This window comes from Streptomyces flaveus (assembly GCF_014647675.1).
GTDB classification, from domain to species: domain Bacteria; phylum Actinomycetota; class Actinomycetes; order Streptomycetales; family Streptomycetaceae; genus Streptomyces; species Streptomyces flaveus.
On sequence record NZ_BMPQ01000029.1, the window covers coordinates 14,746 to 37,647 of the forward strand.

The window sequence follows — 22,902 nt, forward strand, 5'->3', positions numbered from 1 at the left end:
GTGGACGCATGACGCGGGACGAGGTCCTCGCCCTGCCGGTGACGGTCGACGTCCTGACGGCGGGCAAGGCGTTCGGCTTCAGCAGGAACACGACGTACGAGCTGATCAAGTCCGGCGAGTTCCCGGTGCCGGTGCACCCGTACGGCAAGGGCAAGCGCAGGGTGCTGACTTCGGAGCTGTGGGATGCCCTCGGAGTACGCCCAGACCAGGGGGCTGCCCAGGGCTGATGCCGTCGACTGCCTTGGCCGCTGGCGTGAGGTGGGTCAGCGGGGGAAGGCGGCCCGCCAGAGGTCGACGTGGCGGCCGACGTCGACGCGTAGCTCTCCTTGGTGTGCCGCCTCACCGTCCGCGGTCGGGGGGAACCTGAAGTGCCACAAGGCGTTCCCATACCGGTTCTGGGAGAACGTGCTGCCGGTGACGGACGTGCGCTCGACCGCCAGCATTTCGTACTTCGGATTCGGCCGGTCGGGGTCCCCCTGGCGCGGATAGAAGAAGTCCTCCAGGAAGAGCAGGCGTTCGCCCGTGAGGATCAGGTAGCCGCCCCAGAGTGATTCCGGAGGCTGCGGGAGTTGCAGAGTGGAAGCTTGAAGGTGCTCCACGATCTCGGTAGGGCGCAGCCTCGCGATCAGAAACGGCGCGAACTCCTGTGGTCGGTAGTAGGTGTAGTTGGGTTCGACCTCCGACAGGGCCGCGTCCAGCTTGAGTGGTAGTTCCTGGTGCGCGCGAGCGGCTGCCGCCCCGGCAGCGTCGCCGTAGTCGTCCAGCAGTTGCACAAGGAGCGCGGAGATCCCCCGGCGATCGAAGAGTCCCTTGGGGTGTTGGAGCGCCGTGCGGCACAAGGTGATCGCGGCGGCGAGGGCGTCGGACTCGGTCGCATGGCCCAGTGCGCGAAGGTTCTCTCGCGGATCCGGCCCGACGGTCCGGGGCCGGATCCGGCGGGGCTGGTCCTGGTCGTACGGCGTGGTCGGATAGCGGTCATCGCGGGGGTTCCCGCGGGCGTCGTCGATCATCTCGGCGAGCTCGTGGGCGGCTTCCCCGGACAGCTTCCACACCCGTTGGTCGATCGCTGCCCGGAAGTCACGCTGGGCCTCGGCGAGGCGGCCATGTCCGCGCGACATGCGGGCCCTCGCCAGGAGCGACTGCGCCGCGGTAGTGCGGGCGGCGTCCAGGTCCGTCTCCGTCGTGGCGGGGGCGTGGCGGTGCACTTCCCGCAGCACGCGGTAGACGCCGCCGGTCGCCGCCACCCGCACGTCGAGGCCGTTGCCGCGCCCGTGCTTGACGATCCAGCGGTAGTTACGCAGAGCTCGGCGGTAATCGTGCTTGTCCTCCTGCTGGATGGCGCGTGCCAACACGGCATCCACCAGGGAACTGCGCAGTCCCATGAGCACCCTCCGGCCAGGTAGGCGCTGATCATTGTGGGGATCAGGATGGCTCCTGCACATCACTCAGTTGAATAGGTGACCTCCAGTAGGTCGAGGGCCAGCCCGGTCGCGGCGAGGAAGTCGGCCAGCAACGTGGGAGGTCCTGGCCCATGCGGCGGCTCGGTACATGCCAGCGCGCCGGAACTCTCCAGTGACCGATCGTCTCGTTGTACAGTCCGCCGTGCAGCAGCTGACCTCGGTTCACAACCGAGTCTCAGATGTAGGGGTGACAATGCTACGTGTTGGCATATCCTGTGCGTGGGAAGCAGGGGATTTTGGGCTGGAGACTACATGAGGGCGTACGGGCATGAGACGGACGGTGTCACCGCCGTCCCCGGGGAGGCCGCCTACCTGGCGGCGGTAGCCAAGCTTCTCCTCGAGGAGGAGAAGACACTCACCGAGGCCACGGCGTGGATGACGCAGAACGCGGGACCGACGGTATCTGGGCGGCCATGGTCGCCGACCACCCTGCGCCGCCGTCTGCGGAATCCGGCGATCACCGGCCTCCGGGAGAACGCCGAGGGCGAGCTGGTCCCCGGCCCGGCCGAGCCGCTGATCGACCGCGAGACGTTCGACGCGCTGCAGGAGCTGTTCCGGGAGAACCAGAAGAGCCAGGGCAGCAAGTCCAAGCACGTGCACTACCTGTCCGGCGGACCGGCGACCTGCGCGTTGTGCAAGCAGCCGCTGGTGGCCCGGTCCACGGCGAACGGCGGGCGCGGATACGTCTGCGAGAGCGAGGGCTGCGGCAAGGTACGGATCTCCGCCGAGCCGTTGGACGAGTACATCGGCGAGCGGGTCGTCGCCCGGCTGGCGAGCCCGGCGCAGCTCAAGCGGCTCGCCGCGATCCGGGACCGGTTCGCTGCGGAGGCGCGGGAGGCGGAGCGGTTCCAGAAGGAACTGCGGGGTCACAAGGAGGAGTTGGCGCAGGCGTACGGGGGCAAGGAGCTGAACCTGGGCGAGTTCCGGGCGGCGAAGGCCGCGCTGGAGCAGCGGCGGGGTGAGGCGATGGCGGCCGTGCGCCGAGGCAAGTCCCTCGAGGAGCTGCCGGAGTTGACTCCGCAGGGTGTCGAGCCCTGGTGGAACGAGACCGCGGGCCGTGAGCAGCGCCGGAACCTGGTGCAGTTGGCCGTGCGGGAGGTGCGGGTGGGTCCGGCGACGGTGCGCGGTTCACGGAAGTTCGACGAGGCTCGGTTCGAGATCTTCTGGCGGTAGCGGGCTGCGTGCGCTTCTGCTTGGCTGCCTACCCTTTCGGCAACTGCTCCCGCACAGGTAATTCAGCGCGCGGAGTGGATGGACCACCGGCCCTACGCCTCCTCGTGTGTTCCGTCCGGAGGCGTAGGGCCGTGGTGACCATGAGCCGGATGACGGGCGGCGGGGCGGAAATCCCCACGGCCTGGCGGAGGCGGTCGTCGAGAAGAGCACTGGCGGCGGTTTGCACCAAAGGGCCGACCACGGGTGGGAATCGGTCGGAGAGCAGGTTCCGAGTCGCCTCCATGAGCGTTTCCCCTTCGGGACTCGGCGCCATGTGGTGGCGCTCGAAGTCGTCCATCCAGCGGGCCAGCTCGAGGTAGGAGGCCGGGACGGCCTTGATGCCCATCCGCTCCGCCAAGTCGAAATAGAAGGCGTGGGCCGAGATCTTCTCCCGCCCGGTGGTGCGCCGTATGCCGTGGTGATCGATCCAGCGCATCGGCGTGACGCAGAACGCCCCCAGGACGTACACGAACTCGTCGTTGCCAACGGAGAGGCGTTCGTGGAGCCGGTTCAGCCGGGCCACCGCGTCGCGACCGGCCGGATCCTCCAGGCCGTGCTCGATTAGCGTGTACATCAGCGTGCCGGTGGCCTTGGCGCGTACGGCCGGCTGGCTGGTCAGCTTCCCGGTGCCCGCAAGTACGCGGGCGATGCTGGGAATCCCGAACACGCGGTAGAAGCCGAGGTTCAGACCCAGCTTCAGGTCTTTGGGGCAGTCGGCCAACGCCAGCCGCTGATAGGCCGCGTGCGGGTGCTCAGAGCGGCCGGCCGGCGTACGTCGCGCTACGTCTGCGCCGGTCATGTGCTGGTTACCTCCGCCAGAACCCGGCGCACGAGCGGACCGTCCAGGTGCCGGGCGACCGTGACGAGGTGTTGTCGCTCCGCGTGCGGGGGCACGTCGATCCCGGGCGGTCGCTCGCAGGGACGTTGCGGAGCCTGCCCCGACTCCAGCGCCAGCAGCGCGCTGTGCAGGGCGGCCGCCGCGGCCACGGCATCCTGCTCGGGTGGGGCAAGGCCCTCGGCCTCGCCGAGACGCTTCGCGGTGTCGACGACATCCTGAGAGGTCCAGGGGCGGAGCGCGAGTTGCCCGTCGCGGATCTCCCCGACCCGCCCGAGGGCATGGAAGTCCCAACTGGATCCTGCTGGCGGACTGGTCAGGACGACGCCCGGATCGGCGCGCGTGACAGTACGCCACAGCGTCTCGAGCGCGCGGAAGTCGCGGCGACGCTGACGGCGTAGCCGTACGGCACCGGCCACCCAGCCACTGGCGATGATCAGGCAGCCCAGGGAGGACGACGCGGGCCCGACGGCGGTGCTGAGCGCATCGAGTGCGGAGGTGCCGAGGGCTCTGCCGCTCACAGCGATGATCTTGAACAGGCTGTATCCGGAACAGACAAAGCAGCCGACCGCGAGGCGCAGCAGGTTCCCATGGACGACCGGGTCTTTGTAGTCCTTGGACCGTCGCCACGACACGTACCCCATGGACCACAAGGCGACAGTGAACCCGGCCAGGTAGACGAGCAGGTAGGCGAAGACGATGGGCCTGTCGGCGAAGGTGGTGTCGAACGTCAGCGGCACCTCTCCGTCGGGCAGGTCGGCGGAGAAGAACAGGGCCGCCATGAGGACGACCACCGCGGCGTACGGAGGCATGACGCGTCGTAGCGCAGCCCGGGCCCTCGCTGGTGGGGCCGCTCCGCTGCCGCCGTTTTCCGCTGCGGAGGTTGGTGACCAGAGCAGCACCAGTACGAGGAAGAACGCGCAGCAGACGATGACCGAGCTGTAGACGACCAGCGTCGCGAGGTTGGAGATGCCGCTGGTCCGCCCGATCCATCGGTAGATGTCCGGTGCTGCGGAGATGAAGCCGGTCCCGACCGCGAAGGCGGCGCTGGCCATGAGTAGCAGGCCGGGTATTCGCTCGCGGGTCCAGGCCAGCGTCTTGTACGCGGCCAGCACGTACATGAGGGTGCCGACGGAGAGGTAGGTCGCTGTGAACGGCGCCTCCATCTCAGACATGGCGCCCCTCCCGGTGGACGAGGGAGGATGCGACGTGCGGAGCGGATCCCTCGTCGGGTGCGAGGTTCAGTTCGAGGTACAGCACCCTGCCGATCGTCTCGGCCTCATGCTCGGCGGGATCGTCGTAGTGGGAGCGTCCCAGCACGCGGCGTACGACATCGGGGGCGATGGTCGTGGCCCGAGGCTGGTGGTCCAGCAGAAGGTGGGCGAGTTCATGGCACTTCACCAGGTTCTGGTGGGCGGGACTCGTGTGCCGTGGGTAGTAGATGCGGTCCTGCGTCAGGTACCGCTCGTACAGGCCGGACGGCTCACCCGGCTGTAACTCGCGCTCGATGAACAGCAGCTCGCGGCCGGTCTGAGCCTCGTAGGCAGTGACCAGTTGGTCGAGCGTCGGGTGCGCGGGTAACCCGAACTTCTTCAGCAGAGCTCTGACTCTGCGTCTCTCATTTCGCATGCCCACGCTGGGGTCCTCCTCTCCGGGCAGCTCCCATGAGGTTGTTATGGGTGCACTGCCTTGCTCGTTCATCGGGGCCTCCCGCGTCCGTCCTTGGGATGGAAGCCGACAGCCCGGCGCAGTTGGTCCACCAGGGCGCCGACTGTCTCCCGCATGTCCAGGGGCAGTTCGGCGACGCCCTCGGCTATGGATCGGACCTGTTCGTCACCGAGGAGCAGTGCATCGGCCTCCGCGGCGGTGCCGGCCGTACGGTGGCTGCGGCTGAGCGGTTCGCCACGGCGCTGTTGCTCGATGGCCCGTAGGTCGCCTTCGACAGCTTGCACATAGGCGTCGTCGTCGGGCAGGAAGAAGTACTCGACGCGTACGCCGTACAGGCGCTGCGCCAAGGCGACGGCCCGGTCTGCCCTCGGGACGGAGCGGCCGTTGAGCAGGTTGCTGACCTGACTGACAGACATGCCGATCTCGTCCGCGATCTCCCGCTCCCGGTAGGGCCTTCCTTGCTCGGCGGGGTAGATGACCTGGTTCAGGCGCTTGAAACGCCGCCCGAAGCGCTGGGCCGCGTCGAAGTCTTCGGAGCCGCTTGCGTCGCTGCGGTCCGCGCGGACTGCACGGTCTTCCCGCTGATCCTCGCCGTCTGCCGCGCCCTGCCCCTGCTGTGGTGACGACATGTCTGCGGATCTTAAGGGGAGTTGAGGATCCTCGAGTGAAAAGGCGCAAGAAATTGGAACTTGAGGCGTGCATAGCGCGCAAACTGGACGATCTTTCGAGTGGATGCGGGAAATAGTTGACAGAGGCACCTGTCACGCACAGGATCATCACGCATCCTTCACGTTCGGCTCCGCCGTGTAGAGCGGGTCGGAGTCGTGCGGCCTCTTCGGTCGCCTCCTGAACGTGGGGACGCGGCGCCACTCTGGTCGCGTGGCGCCCTACTGACGATGTCTGTCACCAGAGGGATCTCTTGATGGCTGCCGCCGACAACTCTTTCGTTTGGTCATCCGGATTGCCCTGCCTCGCGCGCTCCGCATTCGCGGAGCGGGGGTCGGGCCTGCATTCCCCGCAGATACCGCCGCCGGACAGGTTCAGGATGGAGAGCGCTGGAACACAGAGGGTCATTGCGTGCGACGGAGGAGTGGCATGAAGGGGCACGTCTCATCGGGCATGGAGGGGACGGCGGACGAGGTGCGTCACACCAGGGCGCGAGAACACGAACCGACGCGGGAGTGCGCCTGGAGAGACCTGGAGATTCTGAAGGTCCTCATGGGGGCGGACGTCGACTTGGATGCAGGTTTCCTGGAGCACACATGTGTCGAAGGAGAAGATTGCTGGCCCGGTAATCAATATCAATAACACTTGACGTTCAAGATCGATTGACCATAGTATTTAGTCATCACCTCACAGGAACCCCTCCTGCGAGACCAAGGCTGCAAGGAGTCAGCGACATGAACGTCACCGAGGCGAACATCCAGGTCATCGCGATCCCGCTCGCGGACATCGAGCCCAACCCGGACCAGCCCCGCAAGTTCTTCGACGAGGCCAAGTTGGAGGAGCTGGCGGCTCAGTTCCGCTCGGTTGGCCAGCTTCAGCCGATCGTGGTCCGGCCGGCCGGCGACAAGTTCCAGATCGTGATGGGCGAGCGCCGCTGGCGGGCGATGCACCTGGTGGAGGACGCCACCACGATCGAGGCCAAGGTCGTCTCGAGCGTCGACGACGAGAACGCCTTCATCATGGGGATCTCCGAGAACATCGGCCGCGCGGACATGACGCTGATGGAGGAGGCACAGGCGTACGCGGACCTGGTCGGGTTCGGGTACAGCGCGGAGCGCATCGCGGAGATGTTCGGCAAGACCACCGACTACGTGAGGTGGCGGATGGACCTGCTCAACCTCACCACGGACATCGCGGAGCTGGTCGCCGAGGGCAAGATCAAGGCGGACTTCGCCTGGTACCTCTCGAAGCTCTCGCCGGCGAACCAGAAGGTGGCGGTCACCCGGTACATGAAGGGCGACTTCAAGACGGAGACGGACGCTTCCACGTTCGCGCAGGCCCTGCGGATGAAGGAGAACCAGGAGGGCTTCTTCTCCGAGAAGGAACTGTCGGACAAGGAGAAGGAAGAGAAGTCGAAGGAGCGGAAGCAGGCCAAGTCCAAGGTGGACCAGGTCGAGCGAGCCGGTGCCCTGATCGAGGAGCTGGCGAAGCTGACGCCCACCGAGCTGGCCGAGCTGTTCGAGGGCGAGGTCGGCAAGCACCTGGACGCCGTGGAGCGCGTACGGAAGGCGGCGGCCGACGCGACGAAGAAGCTGCGCAAGGCCAAGGCGATGTCCGAGGCGAAGCAGCTGACGGTGCGGCCGGAGCTGGAGGTCGAGCCCGAGGGCGGGGAGGGGCCCGGCGAGGCCGAGATCGCCGAGGTCGCGGCGGAGGAGCCTTCGGAGGTTGAGCTCGCAGCCGCGGCCTGAGTCGGCGCGCGGGAGCGCGGTAGCGGTCGGGAGTCCGAGCGGGACCCCGGCCGCTCTTCCGTGTCGTGGGTGGCATGTGCGTTATGGGGCGGGCTTTTCCCAGGTCAGCGAGTATCGGCGGAGCACGTGTCGGCGGTAGTGCATGCCGGGCAGCAGCCGCTGCGCCTCGGCTCGCGCCTGCCCGTAGCTCATCTGCGGGTCGGCGGTCGGCATCCCTCCTGGGTCGTTCGCGCGGCGCAGCACCTTGGCGATCCGCACGATGGGGGCAGCCGTGATCGTCGCCGCCCACTCGGCCGGTGTCGTCTCGCGAGCCAGACCGACCACCACCAGCGTGCCGCCGGGCCGCAGCAGCTCGTGCATGCGGATAAGGGCCGCTTGGAAGTCCATGTGATGGACCGTGGCCACGGAGCAGATGAAGTCGTAGCCCGCGGTGGGGAGGCCGGTGGTGAGGAAGTCGCCCTCGATGAATGTCAGACCGGGATGGCCGCCCGAGAGCTCACGGGCGCGGCTGATCATCTGCCGCAATTTGTCGATCCCGGTAACGCGCTTTGCCCGCCCGGTCAGCTTCCGCGCCAGAAGGCCGTCCCCGCAGCCAACGTCCAGTGCGTCACCGCACGCCTGTGGAACGGAGCGGAGGATGCCCGGATGCCGGGCGACGTTCGTATTCCAGTACGACTTCAGGCCGGTCTGGTGCATCGGACCCTCGGTGGCGATAGATGGGTGAGGTGATTGTGGGGCGGGAATGGGGTGCCGCGGTATACGTCCCGCCAGCAAGCCAAGCATGTATTGGACTTGAGGGTCACCCCGTTGTGAAATAGAATTTTATCGACACCTTTGCATGTTCGTGCAGGGTGGCGAGCCACGACAGGAGGAGCATGTTCGAACTGTTCACGCAGAGATACCAGGGTTTCGAGCCCTCGATGGGAGTGCCCGTGCGCATCACTCTGGGTGCGCCCCGGTGGACGTTGCCGTACGCGCTGGAGCATCAGGTGCGGGAGGTCGCGCCGAGTCGCGAGTACTTCGGGGCCGCGCGGCCGGTGTATGAGGCGGCGTATCTTGCTCAGCTCGACCGACATGGGGCCGAGTTCTTCGCCTCACGCTTTCAGGAGATCGCCGTGGCGGCCGGCGATCCACGGCTGGTCCTGCTCTGCTTTGAGGATCTGGCGCAGCCGGAGCAGTGGTGTCACCGGCGGATGTTCGCCGCCTGGTGGCAGGAGAAGACGGGGGCGAAAGTGCGGGAACTCGGGCCGCTGGGACCGGAGTACGAGCAGGGGACGCTGCTGTGAGTGAGAGTCAAAGGCCCAATTGGGTGGAGATGAGCCGTGAGGACTTCGAGGCGCCGCCGGATCCGAAGCCGGCGCCACCTGGTCAGATGGAGCTGTTCGAGCCTGGGCCGGGGAAGGTGAAGGCGAAGTCGAAACCGCCCGAGGAGTGCCCGGCGGGGACGTTGAGCCTGCTCGACCTCTCGGGCGTGGACGAGTAGTTCCGATCGCCCCTGGGGTGCCGGGGCTTTGAGCATGTGGTGGGCGCGGAATCGTGCCCACCACATATGTTGTGGCAGTCATTAGTCTGATACGGTTCCTTTCGTGGCGGGGTGATCTTCCGATCGAGCCCCGCCGCGCGTCGGTGGTGCACCTGGCAGCACGCCCCGCCCCCGGTGGGGAGGAGCCCGTTCGAGTCGGGCCCGGCGCTCGAGGACGCGTCCGCACAGGCACGTGGTGCGGAGCCGATCAGCCAAGGAACCATCCCCCCTCCAGGCGTCCCCCGCGCCTCCTGGTTCCCCGGCGGCCTGGCACGGCAGGACCAGCCCCCTGCCCCTCCAGGCCCGCGTCCTTCTCGGTCAACTCGGTGCAGGGGAGGCAGCGTTGTTCCACGGCTCGATCCCCGCCGACCTTCGCGCGGTCATCCACGAGCACACCGCCACCTGGCGCGGCCAGGCCGAGGACATCTACGTCGGCTGCTCCGGCAACTTCACCATCGAACGGGTTCTGCACGACTCCGGGTTCCGGCTCCATGGCTGTGACGTGCAGCTGTACTCGTCGGCGATCGGCTGGTACCTGGCCGGGCAGGAGCTGCCCATCACGATCCGCCCCGAGTCAGCCGGCGAACTCGACTGGCTGGCCCCGTACATGGACGGCCGGGCGGGAACGCTCGCGGTGGTGCTCCTCGGCTCGCGTTTCTTCCAGTGGATCGGGCGCGGCAACCACCCGTACTACGGGCGGATGCTGGCCGCGTACCGCCAACAGTTCCCCGAGCTGCACGCGAAGACGGTCGCGAAGATCGAGGCGCTGCCGCTGCGGCTCGCTTCGTACGCGCCGATGGACGTGAACCAGTGGCTCGCCGAACAGGTCCCGGCCGATGCGCCGGTGGTCGCCTTCCCGCCGTTCTATGCAGGGGACTACGAGGGTCAGTTCGCGGCGCTGGACAAGCACTTGGAGTGGCCGGCGCCGGAGTACCCGACGCTGGACGACGCGGCGAAGCAGACGCTGATCGAGCGGATCACCGACCGGCCGCACTGGGTGCTCGGGCTGCACTTCGACGTCGAGGAGCTGGCCGGGCATCTGCGCGGTCAGGTGCAGACGGCCAACCGCGGGCTGCCGATCAACGTGTACTCGTCGGTGCCGCGTTCGCGGATCGTACGGCCCCACCAGCGCCTGGAGCCGGTGCGTGCCCCGCGGCTCGTACCGGGGCAGCGGCTCGGCGGGACGTTGACGCTGGCCCCGCTGTCGATGGGCCAGTTCGCGACGCTGCGCTCGCAGTACATGAACCACAACATCCGCCCGGGCACCCCGACGATGGCGCTCGCGGTCCTGGTCGACGGGGTCGTGGTGGGCGCCTTCGCGTTCTCGACGCCGAAGTACGACCCGCACAACGTCTACCTGCTGTCGGACTTCCCGGTCGCGCCGACGTCGTACGGGCGGCTGGCGAAGCTCGTGCTGTACGCGGCGCTGTCGACCGAGGCCCAGTTCCTGGCGCAGCGCACCATGAACACCCGCCTGACCCGGCTGAACACGACGGCGTTCACGCAGCGGCCGGTGTCGATGAAGTACCGCGGGCTGCTGCGCCTGAACTCCCGCAAGGACTCCACCGATCCCGCCTACCGCTACCAGCTCGACTACGGCTCGGAGTTGGGCCGCTGGTCGCTGGCCGAGGGGTTCGCCGAGTGGAGCCGCAAGCACGGACGCGCCGAAGGGCTCAACACACTCCAGGAGGACACGGCCCGGTGACCCAGCTCAGCAAGCCCCGCATCGTCGAGGGCGACCCGCGCGACCTGACGCTGCTCGACGTGAACGCCCGCTTCATGCGGCACGAGCAGTTCCAGCGCCTGGTGGCGAACATCCGTGAGGACGGGCATCTGACGTCGACGCCGTTGGTGTGGCACGACGCCGACTCCGGGCGCCGCATCGTCCTGTCCGGCAACCACCGTACGAAGGCCGCCATCGAGGCCGGGCTGACTTCGATCTTCTGGCTGGAGGTCACGGACCCGCTGCCCCGCCAGAAGCAGATCGCGCTGCAGCTGTCCCACAACGCGATCACGGGCGAGGACGATCCGGCCACCCTCAAGGCGCTGTACGAGGAGTTGGAGGACGTCTCCATGCGCCTGTACTCGGGGCTGGACGACAAGACGCTCGAGCTGCTGGAGGAGGTGAGTGTGCCGAGCCTCGCGGAGGCGAACCTGGACTTCGCGACGGTGCAGATCGTGTTCCTGCCGGACGAGAAGGAGGCTGCGGAGAAGGCCCTGGAGGCCGCGCGGAAGGCGGCCTCGGCCGATGCCCGTTGGGTGGCGCGTATCGAGCAGTACGAGAGCGTGCTGGACACCCTCGACACGACGAAGGGCGCGCACAACATCGGGAACGTCGCTGCCGCGTTCGCGATCATCCTCGCCGTTGTTGAACGGCATCTCGGTGAGTTGGCGGAGGGCTGGTACGACCCGGACGAGCAGACGGCGAAGCGCAAGGGTAGTGCTCCGATCGAGACGGTGCTCGCGACGCGCACTATGCCGGCGGACGCCGCGGCGGTCGTACAGCGGGCCATCGACCGCATGGAGCGGGACGGTGACATCGAGGCCGGGCAGCGGTGGCGGGCCCTGGAGTTGTGGGCTGCCGACTACTTGGCGGGTGCGCAGTGACGGCGGTGTCGGAGGCGGACGAGGAGCTGTACCGCAAGCTGCTCGCCGAGCGGTACGGCCCACCGGGCCGACTGGAGGCCGAGAGGTTTCCGGCGATCCATGCCTCGGTGGAACGGGCGGCCGGGGTGAACGAGGAGCAGTGGCGCCGCCAAGTCCGCGAGATCGCAGCCCGCTACGGCTGGCGGCTCCAGTACCACACGGCGGACTCCCGCCGTTCCGATCCCGGCTGGCCGGACGAGGTCTTCGGGCACCTCGGCCAACGCCGCACGCTCTTCGTCGAGTTCAAGACCGACACCGGCCGGATCCGCCCAGCACAACGCGAGTGGCTGGCACATCTGGCCGACAGCGGCTTCGAGGTCGCCGTATGGCGCCCGCGCGACCTGCCCACCGTGCTGCAGGTGCTCGGCCCCGCCCGGCAACGGGCCACCCTCCCCCCGAACTTCCGGAGACCGACCCCATGACCGCCCCGCACACCGACGAACTGAACCGGCTCCACGCCGAGATCGACCACCTGACCACCATCCACCGCACCGCCGCCGGCATGACCCGGGCCCTGACCGAGCACCTCGCGGGCGAGCCGTTCCGCCTCGCCGACCAGCTGGCCCGCCTCCTCGAGGGCGAGTTGGAGCCCGATGATGTACGTGAAGGGAACGAGCCGTGAACCTGGCGAAGGACTCCTCATCATGGGAGCGCACCGTCTCTGTGACACCGCTGCCCGACTCCGTACGCCGCAAGGCCGCCGTCACGGTTGCGGCGCGGTCGACGGGCCCGGCCGACTGCGTCGATCTGCTGGAACACCTGGGACTCCGTGACCCGGCGCTGCGCACAATCGCGGTATGACCGACATCGTGGAAGCGGCCTGGCACAAGATCCTGACCACGGCGGGTGAACCCACTCGGCCGGTGGGCGTGCCGCTCTTGGAGCCGTTCACCGAGCTGGTGCGGGTCGCGTATGCCGAGCCGCTGCTGCGGCAGCTGTTCCCGTGGACAGGCATGTGGGAGTTGCACTTCAGCAGGTGCACGGAGTTCCGCCCCACCTGGGACATCCCCTACGTCGGCACGCGGAAGGACGGCCGGTACTACGTGGAGGGGCCGCTTCGCATGCAGCGGATCGGCGAGACGGACGACGCGCAGGGCGCCGTGGCGATGGTCATCGAGCGGCTACCGCCGGGCTGTGGTCCAGCCTTCGTCGGTACGGCGGAGGAGCTGGCCGCGTACGAGAGGACACGAGACACCAGGTAGGAGCACACCGGTCGGATGGCGGACGTCGCCGAGGCATGGGAGCGGCAGCCGGGCGAATCGGCCGCCGCCTGGGAGGCGTTTGCCTGCTACCGCGACCTCGGTCTTTCCCGCAGCATCGGCAAGGTCGCGGAACGGCTGGCCAAGTCCCGCACGCTCATCGAGCGTTGGTCGACAGCCCACCGCTGGGTACTGCGCGCCGAGGCATGGGACCGCGAACAGGACCGCCTCTGGCGCGCCGAACGCCAACACGCCTCCCGTGAGGTCGCCCGTCGGCACGCCCGCCTCGCCTCCGCCGCCCAGTCGAAGATCGTGGCCCAGCTCCAGCAGCTCGATCCGTCCCGGCTCAGTCCGTCGGACGTGATCCGCTGGCTGGAGGTGACGATCCGCATCGAGCGCCAGGCGTACGGGATGGACCTGGCCGAGGTTGCCTCTACCGCCCGTGGGGGCTCGGATGATGCGGCAGATGTGTCCGGGCTGACGGACGAGGAACGTCGAGCCCGCATGGAACAGCTGCGCCGCGAACTCGAGGCCCGCATCGGCACCTTGGGCGGCGACCAGCAGTGACCGCCGACTCCTTCCCCGCTCTGCCGGACCCGGCCGGCATGTCCGACGCCCAGCTGCACACTGAGATCACCGCCCTGCTTGAAGCCGACACCGCATCGGCCCGCCGCTGGTCCTGCGACCGCCCCGGCTGCGACGGCTTGCCCCACGAGGGCTGGCTGCACCACCACGCCCGCGCCACGCAGCGCCTGCCTGAAGGGGACTGGACAGCGTGGATGATGCTCACCGGCCGCGGCTGGGGCAAGACGAAGTCCGCCGCGGAGGCCGTACGAGCGTGGGCGGCCACTCCCGGCACGATGATCGCGGTCGTCGCGAAGAACGCCACGCTGGTCAAGGAGATCTGCTTCGAGTCCCCCAAGTCCGGCCTCCTGGCGGTGATCCCGCCCGAGGACATCCGCCGCTACAGCCCCGGCAACGGCCTGACCACCCTCCGCCTGAAGAACGGCTCGGCGATCTACGGCTTCGGCGCGGAGACCCCGGACAACCTCCGCGGCTTCGCCTTCGACAAGGGCTGGCTCGACGAGTACGCCGCCTGGAACCGCCACACCGCCCAATCGGTGTACGACATGCTGTGGTTCTGCCTGCGCGAGGCACCGAGCCCGCAGGTGGTCATCTCCACCACCCCCAAGCCACTGCCGCACGTCAAACGGCTCGTAGAGCGCGGCCGAAGGCCCGGCTCCACCGTCGTGCTGACCACCGGCCGCACCGAAGACAACCGGGCCAACCTCTCGGCCGCCGCCCTCGCCGAACTCGACTCCGAGTACGGCGGCACCCGCCTCGGCCGCCAGGAACTCGACGGCGTCCTCCTCGAAGACGTCGAGGGCGCCCTGTGGAAGCAGTGGATGTTCGAGGTCGAGGGTTTCCGCATCGCGCACCCCGCGGTCCCGCCGCTCGACCGCCTCGTTGTCGCCGTCGACCCGGCGGTCACGACGACGGACGACGCGGACCTGACCGCCTTCACGGTGGCCGGCCGCTCCTACCCGCTGGAGCAGATGTACGGCGACCGCCGCCCCCGCGGCTACGTCCTCCACGCTGAACAGGACCGCTACACCCCCACCGCGGCGATGCGCCGAGCCGCGGCGCTGTACCACGAGCACCAGGCGGACTGCGTGGTCATCGAGGCCAACAACGGCGGCGACTACCTACCCGCCCTCCTGGCAGAGGTGGACCCGACGGTGCCGAGCCGTGTCGTACACGCCACCCGCGGCAAACGGGCCCGCGCGGCCCCGGTCGCGATGCTGTACGAGCAGTCCCGCATCAGCCACGCTGGCCCGCCCCGCACGTTCGCAGTCCTCGAGGAGCAGATGACAACCTACGTTGGTGCCACGGAAGCCGAGGAGAAGTCTCCGGACCTCCTGGACTCCTGTGTCTGGGCCCTGACCGATCTGTTCCTGGACCCCACGGTGCCCGGGGCGCCGACAGCGACCGCAGACAGGCGACTCAGTGGGAGGCGCTGAGCGTCCGATGGTCCCGGCTGCCAACGCGCGCAACCGGGACCAGGGCGGCGTCAGCCCTCGTCAGACATCAGCTTGTCGCGGAGATCGTCCAGCGTCCGCCCGTCGGGCAGCCGCCAGAGCGTCCAGCCGTTGATGGCACTTCCGGTCACAGCGCTGGCGGCCTTGGAAGGAGACTGGAAAGGCGTCGCCTTCCCCTCAACGATCAGCTGCCCATCCGGCTGGACGATCGCCTTGGCGGACCGCTTGGCACGGGTCTGGCGGAACGTCAGCACATCGTTGGCTCTGAGCAGTCCTGCCGCCATGAGCGGGGCAAGGGGCCCAATCGGAGGTGCTGAAGTGGCCTTGGCGGCACCTGCGCCTCCGCCGAGCGACACGTTGACCTCGACGGCCCCTTCCGCGCCAACCGCAGCGATGTGCGCCAGCACTTCCGGGTCGAAGTGGATAGTGAGTGTTGCGATGTAAATCCCCTCCTCCGCTCGTTGGCCTGAAGCCAACTCTGCTGTCTGCGCTCCACTCTAGTGTAGAGCAGACAGCAGAACAAGCGAGTGTGACACAGGATGCCGTCACCGCTCCAAGAACCCTGCCCACAGGTCTTAGACTGCGCCGCTCAGTTTTGACGGGGAGTAACGGATGCGACGTTGGCGCAGATTGATCATCGATACCTGGGGAGCACTGGCCTACAAGCCGGCTTTCCAAGCGGCAGCTGAAGGACGGTCGGCAAAGCTGCCCAGCCCAACGGCCTCGTCTTGGGTGCCTGAAACGGAGCGTCGCCGTCTTGCCGCCTATACCGTGCTCGCCGCCTACGACAGCAACCAGGCCGCCGCCCTGCTCGGCGAAGACGGCGACGACCGTCGCGAGTACGGTGACGCGTCCCTGATCGTCGACCAGACACTCAGCCACCTGCTCGGCGAGACCCAGCAGGTCGTGGTCGAGGGCGCCGAGGACAACACGACCGCCCAGGAGCGGGAGGCACTGCTACGGGAGTGGGCGCAGGCCGAGCAGTTACGGATGCGGATGCAGCACGCCGAGCGGACCGCCGTACTGCTCGGCGACACCGTCTACCTGCTCGCCTGGTCCCGCGCGAAGAACCGCCCCGTGCTCAAGACGATCGACCCCGGCTTCTACTTCCCCGTACTGCCGGACGGGGCACTCGACGCCGACGAGTACCCGGAGCGCGTCCACTTGGCGTGGGAGGTGCCGGGGGACCCGGCCACCGGCCGGAAGGGGACCCTGCGCCGGGTGACGTACGAGCTGGGCCCCATTGACGATGACGGCACGCGGCGTACGTACCCGTGGTCGCGCGAGCCGAGCAGCGTCACCTGCTACCTGACCGACGCCGAATGGGACCTGGACCAGCTCGACCAGACCGGCGACCTCGACGCACTCTCCCTGTCCCGCGCCCGCTTCCGCACCAACGCCGACGGCGAGCTCCTCAACCGCCTCGACCTCCAACTGGACTTCATCCCGGTCATCCACGTCCCGAACACGATCAACGGCGCTGAGCACTACGGCCAGTCCAGTCTCCTGTCCGCCGCGCAACTCCTCGACGACCTCGCCGCGGCCGACACCGACAGCCAGCGCGCCTCGGCGACCACCGGCTCACCGATCATCGGCCTGTCCGGGGCGCGGCTGCCGGTCGACCGGAAGACCGGGCAGCCGCTCCCGGTCCAGGTCGAGCCCGGCATGGTCTGGCCGCTCGGCGACACCGGCCAGCTCAGTACGGTCGACACCTCGGCGCAGCTCGCCGAACTCCGCGCGTACGTCGAGACGTTGCGCGACCGCCTCTCGGTGGTGACCCGGCTGCCGGGCAGCGTGCTCGGTACGGTCCGCCCCTCGGAAGTGCCGTCCGGGTACGCACTGCAGCTCAGCTTCGGCCCGCTCGACGCCATGGTCCGCTCCATGCGGCTTGCCCGGGAAGCGAAATATCCGCTGCTGCTGAAGATGGTCCAGCGCCTCTACCAGCTCGGCGGCGTGCTGCCTCCCGGCGACAACCCCCAGGCCACGATCGCCTTCGGTGCCTACCTGCCCACCGATCTGGCCGCCGCACTGGACCTGGTGGCACACGGGGTGCAGGCGGAGGTGCTCTCGCTGGAGACGGGTGTACGACTGCTAGTGGATGCCGGCTTCCCGATCGAGGACGCCGCACTGGAGGTGGAGCGCATCCAGTCGCGGGCCTCATCACCCACACCGGATCGGCAAGACTCCGACAGCGCGGAGGACGAGGAAGGAGACAACACGACAGCCGCCTGAATGGGCGCGCCCATCAGCCGCAGAGGAGGGCCGCTTCGGGTTAAGCTCCGCGCCGACGCGGGGGCGTCTGGGCGAGGAGTAGCCCATGACCGTACGAACGCAGGGCCACGACGGCCACCCGAACCCCGGAACCTCCTCCGACGCCCCTGGCGCCGGGTCGGACACCCAGACGGCGGCCGAGGAGACGGGCTCAGCAACTGTCACCATCCCCCAGGACGAACTGTCCCGCCGCTTCGCCCGCGAGAAGGACCAGGGCCGACGCGCCGGCGTACGCGACCTGCTTGGCCAACTCGGCTTCGAGTCCGCGAAGGCCCTGACGGAGTACATCGAAAGCCAGCGCCAGGCCGAACAACAGCAGAAGGACGCCGAACAGGCGCGCCTCTCCGAGGTGGAGCGCCGCGAGCAGGCCGCCGCCGAACGCGAACGGCAAGCTCAGGAACGGGAATCGGCAGCCACAGCGCGCGAGAGGGAGGCGGCACGCCGAGCCGTACTGGTCGGCCTGGGAGCCACCGGTACGGAGCTGGAAGACGCGGTCGTGCTACTCGCCCGCGAACTCGAACCGGACGCCGACGACGCCGCCTTGACCCAGGCAGCCGAGGACCTGAAACAGCGCCGCCCCGAACTCTTCGGCGCCCGCACCGCGCAGACTCCGACGCCCCCGCCTTCCGGTAGCCCGTCCAACGTCCCGGCCCGCTCCGGCAACACGCCACCCCGGCCGGGCCAGTTCGGCCTGGACATCGCCCGACGCCGGGGCCACCTGAAGAACCCCTGACCTGCACCGCACTCACCCACAGGGACCGCGCCCTGCTGGCACAGCCGCACCACCGCGGACGACGGCACCACCCGGTGACCGTACGGACTCGCCGCCAACACGGCCTGCCCGAAGGAACCCGGCACCCGGCATGGACCTCCAGCCGATCACCTACTCCGAGTCCGCCACCGCCGACCGCCCCTGGCTGGCGTCGACGCACGGACTCGACACCCCACTCACCATCACCCTCGACACGGCCCTGTTCAAGCAGGGCACCCACTACACACCCCCCTCCCTGAACCAGCCCCGCAACGTCATGCAGGCCGGCATCCCCCTCGGCCGCGTCACCACCACCGGCTTGTACGGCCCCTGGGACGCGGCCGCCACCGACGGCCGCGCCACCTTCACCGGCGTACTCCTCGCCGACGTGCCCTTCACCCCCGGCAGCCCTCGCGCCGGCGCGGCCCTGTTCTGGCACGGCGTGGTCGCCGCCGTCCACATCCCCGGCGGCCTCGACGTCTCCACCATCACCGCCTCGACCGCGCAGCTCCACTTCATCTGACCCGCCGCCGATCGCCGATCGCTGATCCGCTCAAGGAGCCCCGCCCATCATGCTCGAAACCCTGCTGCGCGACATCGACGCGGCCGACCTCAACGTCTTCGCCCGCACCATCACCACCCCAGCCGACTTCGAACTGACCCGCACGGTCATCCCCGAACGCCGCCTGAACTCCGTCAAGTTCCGCATCAGGAGCAGCAAGCGCCGCGTGAACGCGGCCAAGTTCCGCGCGTACGACGCCCAGACCGCCGTCGCCCGCCGCCAGGCCGAGAAGATCATCACCGAGGGCATGCTGCCGCCCCTCGGCCAGAAGCTGATCGTCGGTGAACTGGAGCAGATCCTCCTCGACACCGCCCGCGGCGCCGACGCCTCCGAGTTCATCGAGCTGCTCTACGACGACATCGAGCGCCACGTCGAGTCCATCCACAACCGCATGGAACTGGCCGCCGGCGACCTCCTGGTAGACGGCAAGTTCAGCCTGAACGGCGAGAACGGCCTCACCCTGGAAGCCGACTTCGGCGTCCCAGCCGCCAACATGCCCACCGCCGCCAAGCCCTGGTCCGACCCCACCAGCGACCCCATCGCCGACGAACTCCGCTGGATCGAATACCTCCGCTCCATCGGCGCCCCACTCCCGGCCCGCGTCCTCACCTCCTACAAGGCCCGCGCCACCCTGGCCGCGAACAACGCCTACCGCGCCGCGTACTACGGCAGCGTCAACGGCTCCACCACCCCCACCGCAGTCCTCGCCCCCAACGAGGTCGAGGTCGTCCGCGCCCGCTACAACCTTCCGCCGATCACGGTCTACGACGTCCAGATCTCCGTCGACGACCAGTACCAGCGCGTCATCCCCGAGGACCGCTGGATCCTCCTCCCACCCAACCCCGAATCCTGGGCGGAAACCCAGTACGGCATCACCGCCGAGTCCCTGGTCCTCTCCTCCGGCACCAAGCCGGCCATCACCCGCCAGGACGCCCCCGGCATCGTCATCACCGCCGACTACCAGGACGACCCGGTCCAGGTCTGGACGAAGGGCGCCGCGGTCGCGATGCCGGTCATGTACGTCCCCGACATCCACATCACCGCGAAGGTCCTCTGATGCCCGCCGCCACACGCACGCTCGCCACCGCGGTCTTCGTCACCGACCCGAAGACGCGCGAGACGCTGCTCCTCCAGCCCGGTTCCGAGGTGAGCGATCCAGCGATCACCGAGCAGATCACGCACCCGGACGCTTGGGCACCGGAGCCGCCTCGTCAGTACCGGCGCGGGAAGGCTGAGGCGGCGTGAGCCTCACCGACGCCGAGTATGCCTACCTCCGCTCCCAGATCGGCGAGGTCGAGCGAAGCGACCTCAATGCCCGCCACCAGCGTCTCGGTTCCGTCAATGCCGTAGCCATTGAGATCCTTCGCGAACGCAAGGCTGCTTTGGTCTCCGACCCCCTGACCATCACGGTCCAAGGGGTCGCGACGGTGAACAACGCCGAGAACGTAAAGGCTCTAGAGCGTCAAATCACAGACCTTGAAGTAACGACGGAGGCCCGACACCCCTGCGTCGCCCCAACGCCGCTCCGCCGTCGATCGGCTCGCTAACACCGAGTGGCTCCCGACCTCGAGAAAAACTTCCAATGATCCATCATGGAAACGTTTACTGTCCAGCAAAAAGCGGTGCTCAGCAAAACAGCTGACCAGCCGTTAGGATGAAGGCCAGTTCGGGGTAGGGAGCGAGCCGACGACTTCGTGCTGCGCACGAGCATTGTCAGCACACTGGCGGTCAGGGGGGATTAGGCATGGGACGGCACGAGGGATCCAATGCATCGCCAATCGCCGCCATCGCCCGTGGGAACACTTTGCAAGCCCGAGAATCTTCTGCTCTCGCCCTTGCTCAACAACTGGTCTCTGTCGCAGCGGACAGCAACGAAAAATTGTCCACTCTCCTAGGCGTCGATGTTCCCCCTTCATCCGACGTGCGCCCGCACTGCCTCTCTGCACGCGCGCGCCGTGCCCTCACTACCAACGGCATGTGGAACAGTCGAACATTGCTGGAAAGTTCGGTTTCGCAGCTTCTTGATTTGCGAAATTGTGGACCGCGGAGCGTTGAAGAAATCCTCGCCAGTCTCCTTGTAGCCCTAACCTCACCCGCCATACATGAGCACTTGCCAATCGACGATGAGGAAGTTCTATCGAACTATCGACCCATCATCGAAGAGAGCGTTCCTCTGACGGTGCAAGGTTTTATGGCGGCGATTCGCGGGCGGAGGAATGTCTAAATGAGCAAGCTACGCACCCTTCGCCTGGCGGGGAGGTATCGTAACAGTCTGAATAACATCGTTAAGGACTTCTACGTCCCTTGCTTGAGAGCAGGAGTCCGGTACGACCGCGCGGTTGGTTATTTCACGAGCGGTTCTTTGGCGGTAGCCTCGGAAGGAATCGATGAGTTCGAGCGCACAGGTGGGAAGATGCGTCTCATCGCTAGCCCGAACCTTCGCTCAGACGACGTCGAAGATATCGCTCGCGGATATGAGCTTCGGCAAGTCGTAGAACGTGCCATCGTTCGAGAAGTGGAAGCGATTTCGTTGCTTTCAGATGAAAAACTCGATCAGCTCGGACGAGTTGGACGCCTCATCGCCCACGGACAGCTTGATGTGAAGATTGCAGTCATGCGATCCCAGCGCGGTACCGGCATTTACCACGAAAAGATCGGAACTATCCGCGATAGTCGCGGTGACTTCGTAGCCTTTACGGGATCCCTGAACGAGACAGCGTCAGCGTTCTTGGATAATTTCGAATCAATCCAGGTCTTCTTTTCCTGGAAAGAAGAGGATGCTCGGCGCGCAACAGACATCCAGCAAGACTTCGACGATCTATGGGAAGGCAGGACCCCAAACCTGGAGGTTCTAGAATTTCCAACAGCAGCACGACATAAGTTGATTGAGATTGCCGCCCAACGCGGCTATGCAAAAGCCCCTGGTGGTAGTACGGATTCCTACGGTTGGCCCACTCTCCCCGAGAGCATTGCCCTGCGCGAGTACCAAATGAAAGCCGTGACTGCGTGGCTTGAAGCTCGCGGTCACGGTATCTTCCAGATGGCAACTGGTACCGGCAAGACAATCACCGGGCTGAGCGCTGCCGATCAGCTAGGACGTCAGCTGAGATCTGCTGGAAGCCCTTTGGTGACCATCATTGTTGTACCCCTGCTCACTCTTGCTGATCAATGGACGGAAGAGCTGCAGCGATTCGGAGTCACTCCTATCCAGTGCAGAGATGATTGGCAGAACTGGGAGCCTCCGTTGCGTGACGCCCTTGCTTCCATGGGGAACGACAATCCAAAACACCTCGCCGCAGTGGTGACTAACCAAACTTTCACCACACCACGATTCCAGCGCCTGCTATCAAAAATCACGATCCCAATGCTTCTCGTAGCAGACGAAGTACACAATCTGGGATCTGAGAAGCTGCAGAGCCAACTTCCGGAGAATGCTGTCTTTCGGCTGGGACTGTCCGCCACGCCTGATCGACATTTGGATCCAGAGGGAACCCAGAAGCTGGTTGATTATTTCGGCGACATCCTCATCGAACTCGGAATTGAAGACGCAATTCGCCTCGACGCTCTGACACCATACCGGTATTACCCTGTACTCGTTCCTCTCAGCGATGAAGAATCTGAGCTGTACAACCAGCTAACTAAGCAGATCGGTCGACTGTATGTCCGAGCCGCCAGCGACGCAGCTTCCGAAGAGCGGCTGGGGCATCTACTTCGCAAGCGTGCAAACGTGCTAGGGCATGCAGAAGGAAAGATCCCGGCGCTACGAGACGCATTGACACAACGCAGAGATGAACCCTTTCAGCTTATCTATTGCGCCCCAGGGGAACGTCCAACCCAGAGGGGTGGTTCCGGGATCCGACAACTGGACGAAGCCATGGCGCTATCCGGCGGAGAACTTGGCATCCCAACGCACCCGTACACCGCCAAGGAAAGCCCCAGCGTCCGTCGCGAAGTTCTCGCAGATTTCGGATCAGGGAAGGCGATTCGAATGCTGGCATCAATGCGCTGCTTGGATGAAGGGGTCGATATCCCTGATGCCCGAATCGCCTACATGCTTGCGAGTGGCGCCAACCCCCGCCAATTCATCCAGCGCAGAGGCAGGGTATTGCGCAGGGCTCCTGGAAAGAAGCGTGCCGACATCATTGATTTCGTTGCTGTTCCACCAGGATCGGAAGATCTGTTCGACACCGAGAGAAACCTATTTCGCCGCGAACTTGAAAGATGTGTTGAATTTGCCCGATATGCAGAGAATCAAGGGTATGCCCTGTCCTGCCTTCGGGAGCTCCGCGAGCACTACGACCTGATGGATCTTTAGGAGGAGAT

General features: G+C 66.9%; 28 protein-coding genes and 1 tRNA gene. 22 read left to right on the forward strand and 7 right to left on the reverse strand.

The genetic code is table 11. From position 1 onward, the window contains the following. The first annotated feature begins 8 nt into the window (after positions 1-8). Positions 9-227: a helix-turn-helix transcriptional regulator gene (locus IEZ21_RS36890; protein ID WP_189326181.1), complete on the forward strand. Its 219-nt coding sequence runs from the start codon at positions 9-11 to the stop codon at positions 225-227. Between the two features lie 36 nt (positions 228-263). Here the strand turns inward: IEZ21_RS36890 and IEZ21_RS36895 are convergent, their stop codons facing one another. Beyond that, the gene (locus IEZ21_RS36895) at positions 264-1,382 is read right to left on the reverse strand and encodes a hypothetical protein (RefSeq protein WP_189326182.1); all 1,119 of its coding nucleotides are present in this window, start codon (positions 1,380-1,382) and stop codon (positions 264-266) included. A 330-nt stretch (positions 1,383-1,712) separates the two neighbouring features. Here IEZ21_RS36895 and IEZ21_RS48525 point away from each other — a divergent pair, with 330 nt between their 5' ends. After that, the gene (locus tag IEZ21_RS48525) at positions 1,713-2,633 is read left to right on the forward strand and encodes a recombinase family protein (RefSeq protein WP_189326183.1); all 921 of its coding nucleotides are present in this window, start codon (positions 1,713-1,715) and stop codon (positions 2,631-2,633) included. Between the two features lie 28 nt (positions 2,634-2,661). Here IEZ21_RS48525 and IEZ21_RS36905 read toward each other — a convergent pair whose 3' ends face one another. The 4 genes from IEZ21_RS36905 to IEZ21_RS36920 all read right to left on the reverse strand — a co-directional run bounded on the left by IEZ21_RS36905 (position 2,662) and on the right by IEZ21_RS36920 (position 5,804). Continuing rightward, complete coding sequence (locus IEZ21_RS36905; protein WP_189326184.1) at positions 2,662-3,471, reverse strand: oxygenase MpaB family protein; 810 nt, start codon at positions 3,469-3,471, stop codon at positions 2,662-2,664. Next, the gene (locus IEZ21_RS36910) at positions 3,468-4,682 is read right to left on the reverse strand and encodes an MAB_1171c family putative transporter (RefSeq protein ID WP_189326185.1); all 1,215 of its coding nucleotides are present in this window, start codon (positions 4,680-4,682) and stop codon (positions 3,468-3,470) included. Before IEZ21_RS36910 ends, IEZ21_RS36905 begins: the two co-directional genes overlap by 4 nt. Continuing rightward, a complete protein-coding gene (locus IEZ21_RS36915) occupies positions 4,675-5,136 on the reverse strand; it encodes an ImmA/IrrE family metallo-endopeptidase (RefSeq protein ID WP_189326186.1) in 462 nt (153 codons plus the stop codon). Before IEZ21_RS36915 ends, IEZ21_RS36910 begins: the two co-directional genes overlap by 8 nt. Positions 5,137-5,204: 68 nt before the next feature. Next, positions 5,205-5,804, reverse strand: coding sequence for a helix-turn-helix domain-containing protein (locus IEZ21_RS36920; protein WP_189326187.1), 600 nt, complete (start codon positions 5,802-5,804; stop codon positions 5,205-5,207). A 771-nt stretch (positions 5,805-6,575) separates the two neighbouring features. On the opposite strand from IEZ21_RS36920, the gene IEZ21_RS36925 reads away from it, so the two are divergent. Then, positions 6,576-7,589: a ParB/RepB/Spo0J family partition protein gene (locus IEZ21_RS36925; protein ID WP_189326188.1), complete on the forward strand. Its 1,014-nt coding sequence runs from the start codon at positions 6,576-6,578 to the stop codon at positions 7,587-7,589. Between the two features lie 81 nt (positions 7,590-7,670). Here the strand turns inward: IEZ21_RS36925 and IEZ21_RS36930 are convergent, their stop codons facing one another. Further along, the gene (locus IEZ21_RS36930) at positions 7,671-8,285 is read right to left on the reverse strand and encodes a class I SAM-dependent methyltransferase (protein ID WP_189326189.1); all 615 of its coding nucleotides are present in this window, start codon (positions 8,283-8,285) and stop codon (positions 7,671-7,673) included. Positions 8,286-8,464: 179 nt separating this feature from the next. Here IEZ21_RS36930 and IEZ21_RS36935 point away from each other — a divergent pair, with 179 nt between their 5' ends. From IEZ21_RS36935 to IEZ21_RS36985, 11 genes are all read left to right on the forward strand, one after another. Continuing rightward, positions 8,465-8,875, forward strand: a complete 411-nt coding sequence (locus IEZ21_RS36935) for a hypothetical protein (RefSeq protein ID WP_189326190.1) — start codon at positions 8,465-8,467, stop codon at positions 8,873-8,875. 29 nt (positions 8,876-8,904) lie between these two features. Further along, positions 8,905-9,072 carry a hypothetical protein gene (locus IEZ21_RS36940; protein ID WP_213089401.1) on the forward strand — a complete coding sequence of 56 codons (168 nt, stop codon included), beginning with the start codon at positions 8,905-8,907 and terminating at the stop codon, positions 9,070-9,072. Positions 9,073-9,209: 137 nt separating this feature from the next. Next, positions 9,210-9,281: transfer RNA gene (locus tag IEZ21_RS36945), tRNA-Gly, on the forward strand. A 173-nt stretch (positions 9,282-9,454) separates the two neighbouring features. Continuing rightward, a complete protein-coding gene (locus tag IEZ21_RS36950) occupies positions 9,455-10,816 on the forward strand; it encodes a putative antirestriction adenine methyltransferase (RefSeq protein WP_189326192.1) in 1,362 nt (453 codons plus the stop codon). Next, positions 10,813-11,718 carry a ParB/Srx family N-terminal domain-containing protein gene (locus IEZ21_RS36955; protein WP_246568522.1) on the forward strand — a complete coding sequence of 302 codons (906 nt, stop codon included), beginning with the start codon at positions 10,813-10,815 and terminating at the stop codon, positions 11,716-11,718. The genes IEZ21_RS36950 and IEZ21_RS36955 overlap by 4 nt, the downstream gene beginning before the upstream one ends. Continuing rightward, positions 11,715-12,179 (forward strand): VRR-NUC domain-containing protein, encoded by a 465-nt coding sequence (locus IEZ21_RS36960; protein WP_213089402.1) that lies wholly within the window; start codon positions 11,715-11,717, stop codon positions 12,177-12,179. The genes IEZ21_RS36955 and IEZ21_RS36960 overlap by 4 nt, the downstream gene beginning before the upstream one ends. Continuing rightward, positions 12,176-12,379, forward strand: a complete 204-nt coding sequence (locus IEZ21_RS36965) for a hypothetical protein (RefSeq protein WP_189326193.1) — start codon at positions 12,176-12,178, stop codon at positions 12,377-12,379. Before IEZ21_RS36960 ends, IEZ21_RS36965 begins: the two co-directional genes overlap by 4 nt. Beyond that, positions 12,376-12,558: a hypothetical protein gene (locus IEZ21_RS36970; RefSeq protein ID WP_189326194.1), complete on the forward strand. Its 183-nt coding sequence runs from the start codon at positions 12,376-12,378 to the stop codon at positions 12,556-12,558. Before IEZ21_RS36965 ends, IEZ21_RS36970 begins: the two co-directional genes overlap by 4 nt. Beyond that, a complete protein-coding gene (locus IEZ21_RS36975; protein WP_220450461.1) occupies positions 12,555-12,959 on the forward strand; it encodes a DUF6193 family natural product biosynthesis protein in 405 nt (134 codons plus the stop codon). Before IEZ21_RS36970 ends, IEZ21_RS36975 begins: the two co-directional genes overlap by 4 nt. A gap of 15 nt (positions 12,960-12,974) precedes the next feature. Then, positions 12,975-13,523: a hypothetical protein gene (locus IEZ21_RS36980; RefSeq protein WP_189326195.1), complete on the forward strand. Its 549-nt coding sequence runs from the start codon at positions 12,975-12,977 to the stop codon at positions 13,521-13,523. Continuing rightward, positions 13,520-14,977: a terminase large subunit domain-containing protein gene (locus IEZ21_RS36985; RefSeq protein WP_189326196.1), complete on the forward strand. Its 1,458-nt coding sequence runs from the start codon at positions 13,520-13,522 to the stop codon at positions 14,975-14,977. The genes IEZ21_RS36980 and IEZ21_RS36985 overlap by 4 nt, the downstream gene beginning before the upstream one ends. Before the next feature lie 50 nt (positions 14,978-15,027). On the opposite strand, the gene IEZ21_RS36990 is transcribed toward IEZ21_RS36985, so the two are convergent. After that, positions 15,028-15,471: a DUF4357 domain-containing protein gene (locus IEZ21_RS36990; protein ID WP_246568524.1), complete on the reverse strand. Its 444-nt coding sequence runs from the start codon at positions 15,469-15,471 to the stop codon at positions 15,028-15,030. Between the two features lie 256 nt (positions 15,472-15,727). Between IEZ21_RS36990 and IEZ21_RS36995 the strand changes: the two genes are divergently transcribed. From IEZ21_RS36995 to IEZ21_RS37030, 8 genes are all read left to right on the forward strand, one after another. After that, positions 15,728-17,227, forward strand: coding sequence for a hypothetical protein (locus IEZ21_RS36995; RefSeq protein WP_189326197.1), 1,500 nt, complete (start codon positions 15,728-15,730; stop codon positions 17,225-17,227). Positions 17,228-17,312: 85 nt separating this feature from the next. Next, the gene (locus IEZ21_RS37000; protein ID WP_189326198.1) at positions 17,313-17,999 is read left to right on the forward strand and encodes a hypothetical protein; all 687 of its coding nucleotides are present in this window, start codon (positions 17,313-17,315) and stop codon (positions 17,997-17,999) included. A gap of 130 nt (positions 18,000-18,129) precedes the next feature. Next, a complete protein-coding gene (locus IEZ21_RS37005) occupies positions 18,130-18,540 on the forward strand; it encodes a head decoration protein (RefSeq protein ID WP_189326199.1) in 411 nt (136 codons plus the stop codon). Between the two features lie 49 nt (positions 18,541-18,589). Continuing rightward, complete coding sequence (locus tag IEZ21_RS37010) at positions 18,590-19,636, forward strand: major capsid protein (protein WP_189326200.1); 1,047 nt, start codon at positions 18,590-18,592, stop codon at positions 19,634-19,636. Beyond that, positions 19,636-19,824, forward strand: a complete 189-nt coding sequence (locus tag IEZ21_RS37015; RefSeq protein WP_189326201.1) for a hypothetical protein — start codon at positions 19,636-19,638, stop codon at positions 19,822-19,824. The genes IEZ21_RS37010 and IEZ21_RS37015 overlap by 1 nt, the downstream gene beginning before the upstream one ends. Then, positions 19,821-20,126, forward strand: coding sequence for a hypothetical protein (locus tag IEZ21_RS37020; protein ID WP_189326202.1), 306 nt, complete (start codon positions 19,821-19,823; stop codon positions 20,124-20,126). The genes IEZ21_RS37015 and IEZ21_RS37020 overlap by 4 nt, the downstream gene beginning before the upstream one ends. 197 nt (positions 20,127-20,323) lie before the next feature. Further along, positions 20,324-20,803 carry a DNA-directed RNA polymerase subunit alpha C-terminal domain-containing protein gene (locus IEZ21_RS37025; protein WP_189326203.1) on the forward strand — a complete coding sequence of 160 codons (480 nt, stop codon included), beginning with the start codon at positions 20,324-20,326 and terminating at the stop codon, positions 20,801-20,803. After that, positions 20,804-22,894, forward strand: a complete 2,091-nt coding sequence (locus tag IEZ21_RS37030; protein WP_189326204.1) for a DEAD/DEAH box helicase family protein — start codon at positions 20,804-20,806, stop codon at positions 22,892-22,894. Positions 22,895-22,902: the final 8 nt, after the last annotated feature.

Coding starts and splice junctions, on each gene's coding strand:
- IEZ21_RS36890 (WP_189326181.1), top strand. CDS start 9: ATGACGCGGGACGAGGTCCTCGCCCTGCCGGTGACGGTCGACGTCCTG.
- IEZ21_RS36895 (WP_189326182.1), bottom strand. CDS start 1,382: ATGGGACTGCGCAGTTCCCTGGTGGATGCCGTGTTGGCACGCGCCATC.
- IEZ21_RS36920 (WP_189326187.1), bottom strand. CDS start 5,804: ATGTCGTCACCACAGCAGGGGCAGGGCGCGGCAGACGGCGAGGATCAG.
- IEZ21_RS36975 (WP_220450461.1), top strand. CDS start 12,555: ATGACCGACATCGTGGAAGCGGCCTGGCACAAGATCCTGACCACGGCG.
- IEZ21_RS37005 (WP_189326199.1), top strand. CDS start 18,130: ATGGACCTCCAGCCGATCACCTACTCCGAGTCCGCCACCGCCGACCGC.
- IEZ21_RS36965 (WP_189326193.1), top strand. CDS start 12,176: ATGACCGCCCCGCACACCGACGAACTGAACCGGCTCCACGCCGAGATC.
- IEZ21_RS36935 (WP_189326190.1), top strand. CDS start 8,465: ATGTTCGAACTGTTCACGCAGAGATACCAGGGTTTCGAGCCCTCGATG.
- IEZ21_RS36940 (WP_213089401.1), top strand. CDS start 8,905: ATGAGCCGTGAGGACTTCGAGGCGCCGCCGGATCCGAAGCCGGCGCCA.
- IEZ21_RS37025 (WP_189326203.1), top strand. CDS start 20,324: ATGGGACGGCACGAGGGATCCAATGCATCGCCAATCGCCGCCATCGCC.
- IEZ21_RS36915 (WP_189326186.1), bottom strand. CDS start 5,136: ATGCGAAATGAGAGACGCAGAGTCAGAGCTCTGCTGAAGAAGTTCGGG.
- IEZ21_RS37015 (WP_189326201.1), top strand. CDS start 19,636: ATGCCCGCCGCCACACGCACGCTCGCCACCGCGGTCTTCGTCACCGAC.
- IEZ21_RS36925 (WP_189326188.1), top strand. CDS start 6,576: ATGAACGTCACCGAGGCGAACATCCAGGTCATCGCGATCCCGCTCGCG.
- IEZ21_RS37010 (WP_189326200.1), top strand. CDS start 18,590: ATGCTCGAAACCCTGCTGCGCGACATCGACGCGGCCGACCTCAACGTC.
- IEZ21_RS48525 (WP_189326183.1), top strand. CDS start 1,713: ATGAGGGCGTACGGGCATGAGACGGACGGTGTCACCGCCGTCCCCGGG.
- IEZ21_RS37030 (WP_189326204.1), top strand. CDS start 20,804: ATGAGCAAGCTACGCACCCTTCGCCTGGCGGGGAGGTATCGTAACAGT.
- IEZ21_RS36910 (WP_189326185.1), bottom strand. CDS start 4,682: ATGTCTGAGATGGAGGCGCCGTTCACAGCGACCTACCTCTCCGTCGGC.
- IEZ21_RS37000 (WP_189326198.1), top strand. CDS start 17,313: ATGACCGTACGAACGCAGGGCCACGACGGCCACCCGAACCCCGGAACC.
- IEZ21_RS36930 (WP_189326189.1), bottom strand. CDS start 8,285: ATGCACCAGACCGGCCTGAAGTCGTACTGGAATACGAACGTCGCCCGG.
- IEZ21_RS36980 (WP_189326195.1), top strand. CDS start 12,975: ATGGCGGACGTCGCCGAGGCATGGGAGCGGCAGCCGGGCGAATCGGCC.
- IEZ21_RS36905 (WP_189326184.1), bottom strand. CDS start 3,471: ATGACCGGCGCAGACGTAGCGCGACGTACGCCGGCCGGCCGCTCTGAG.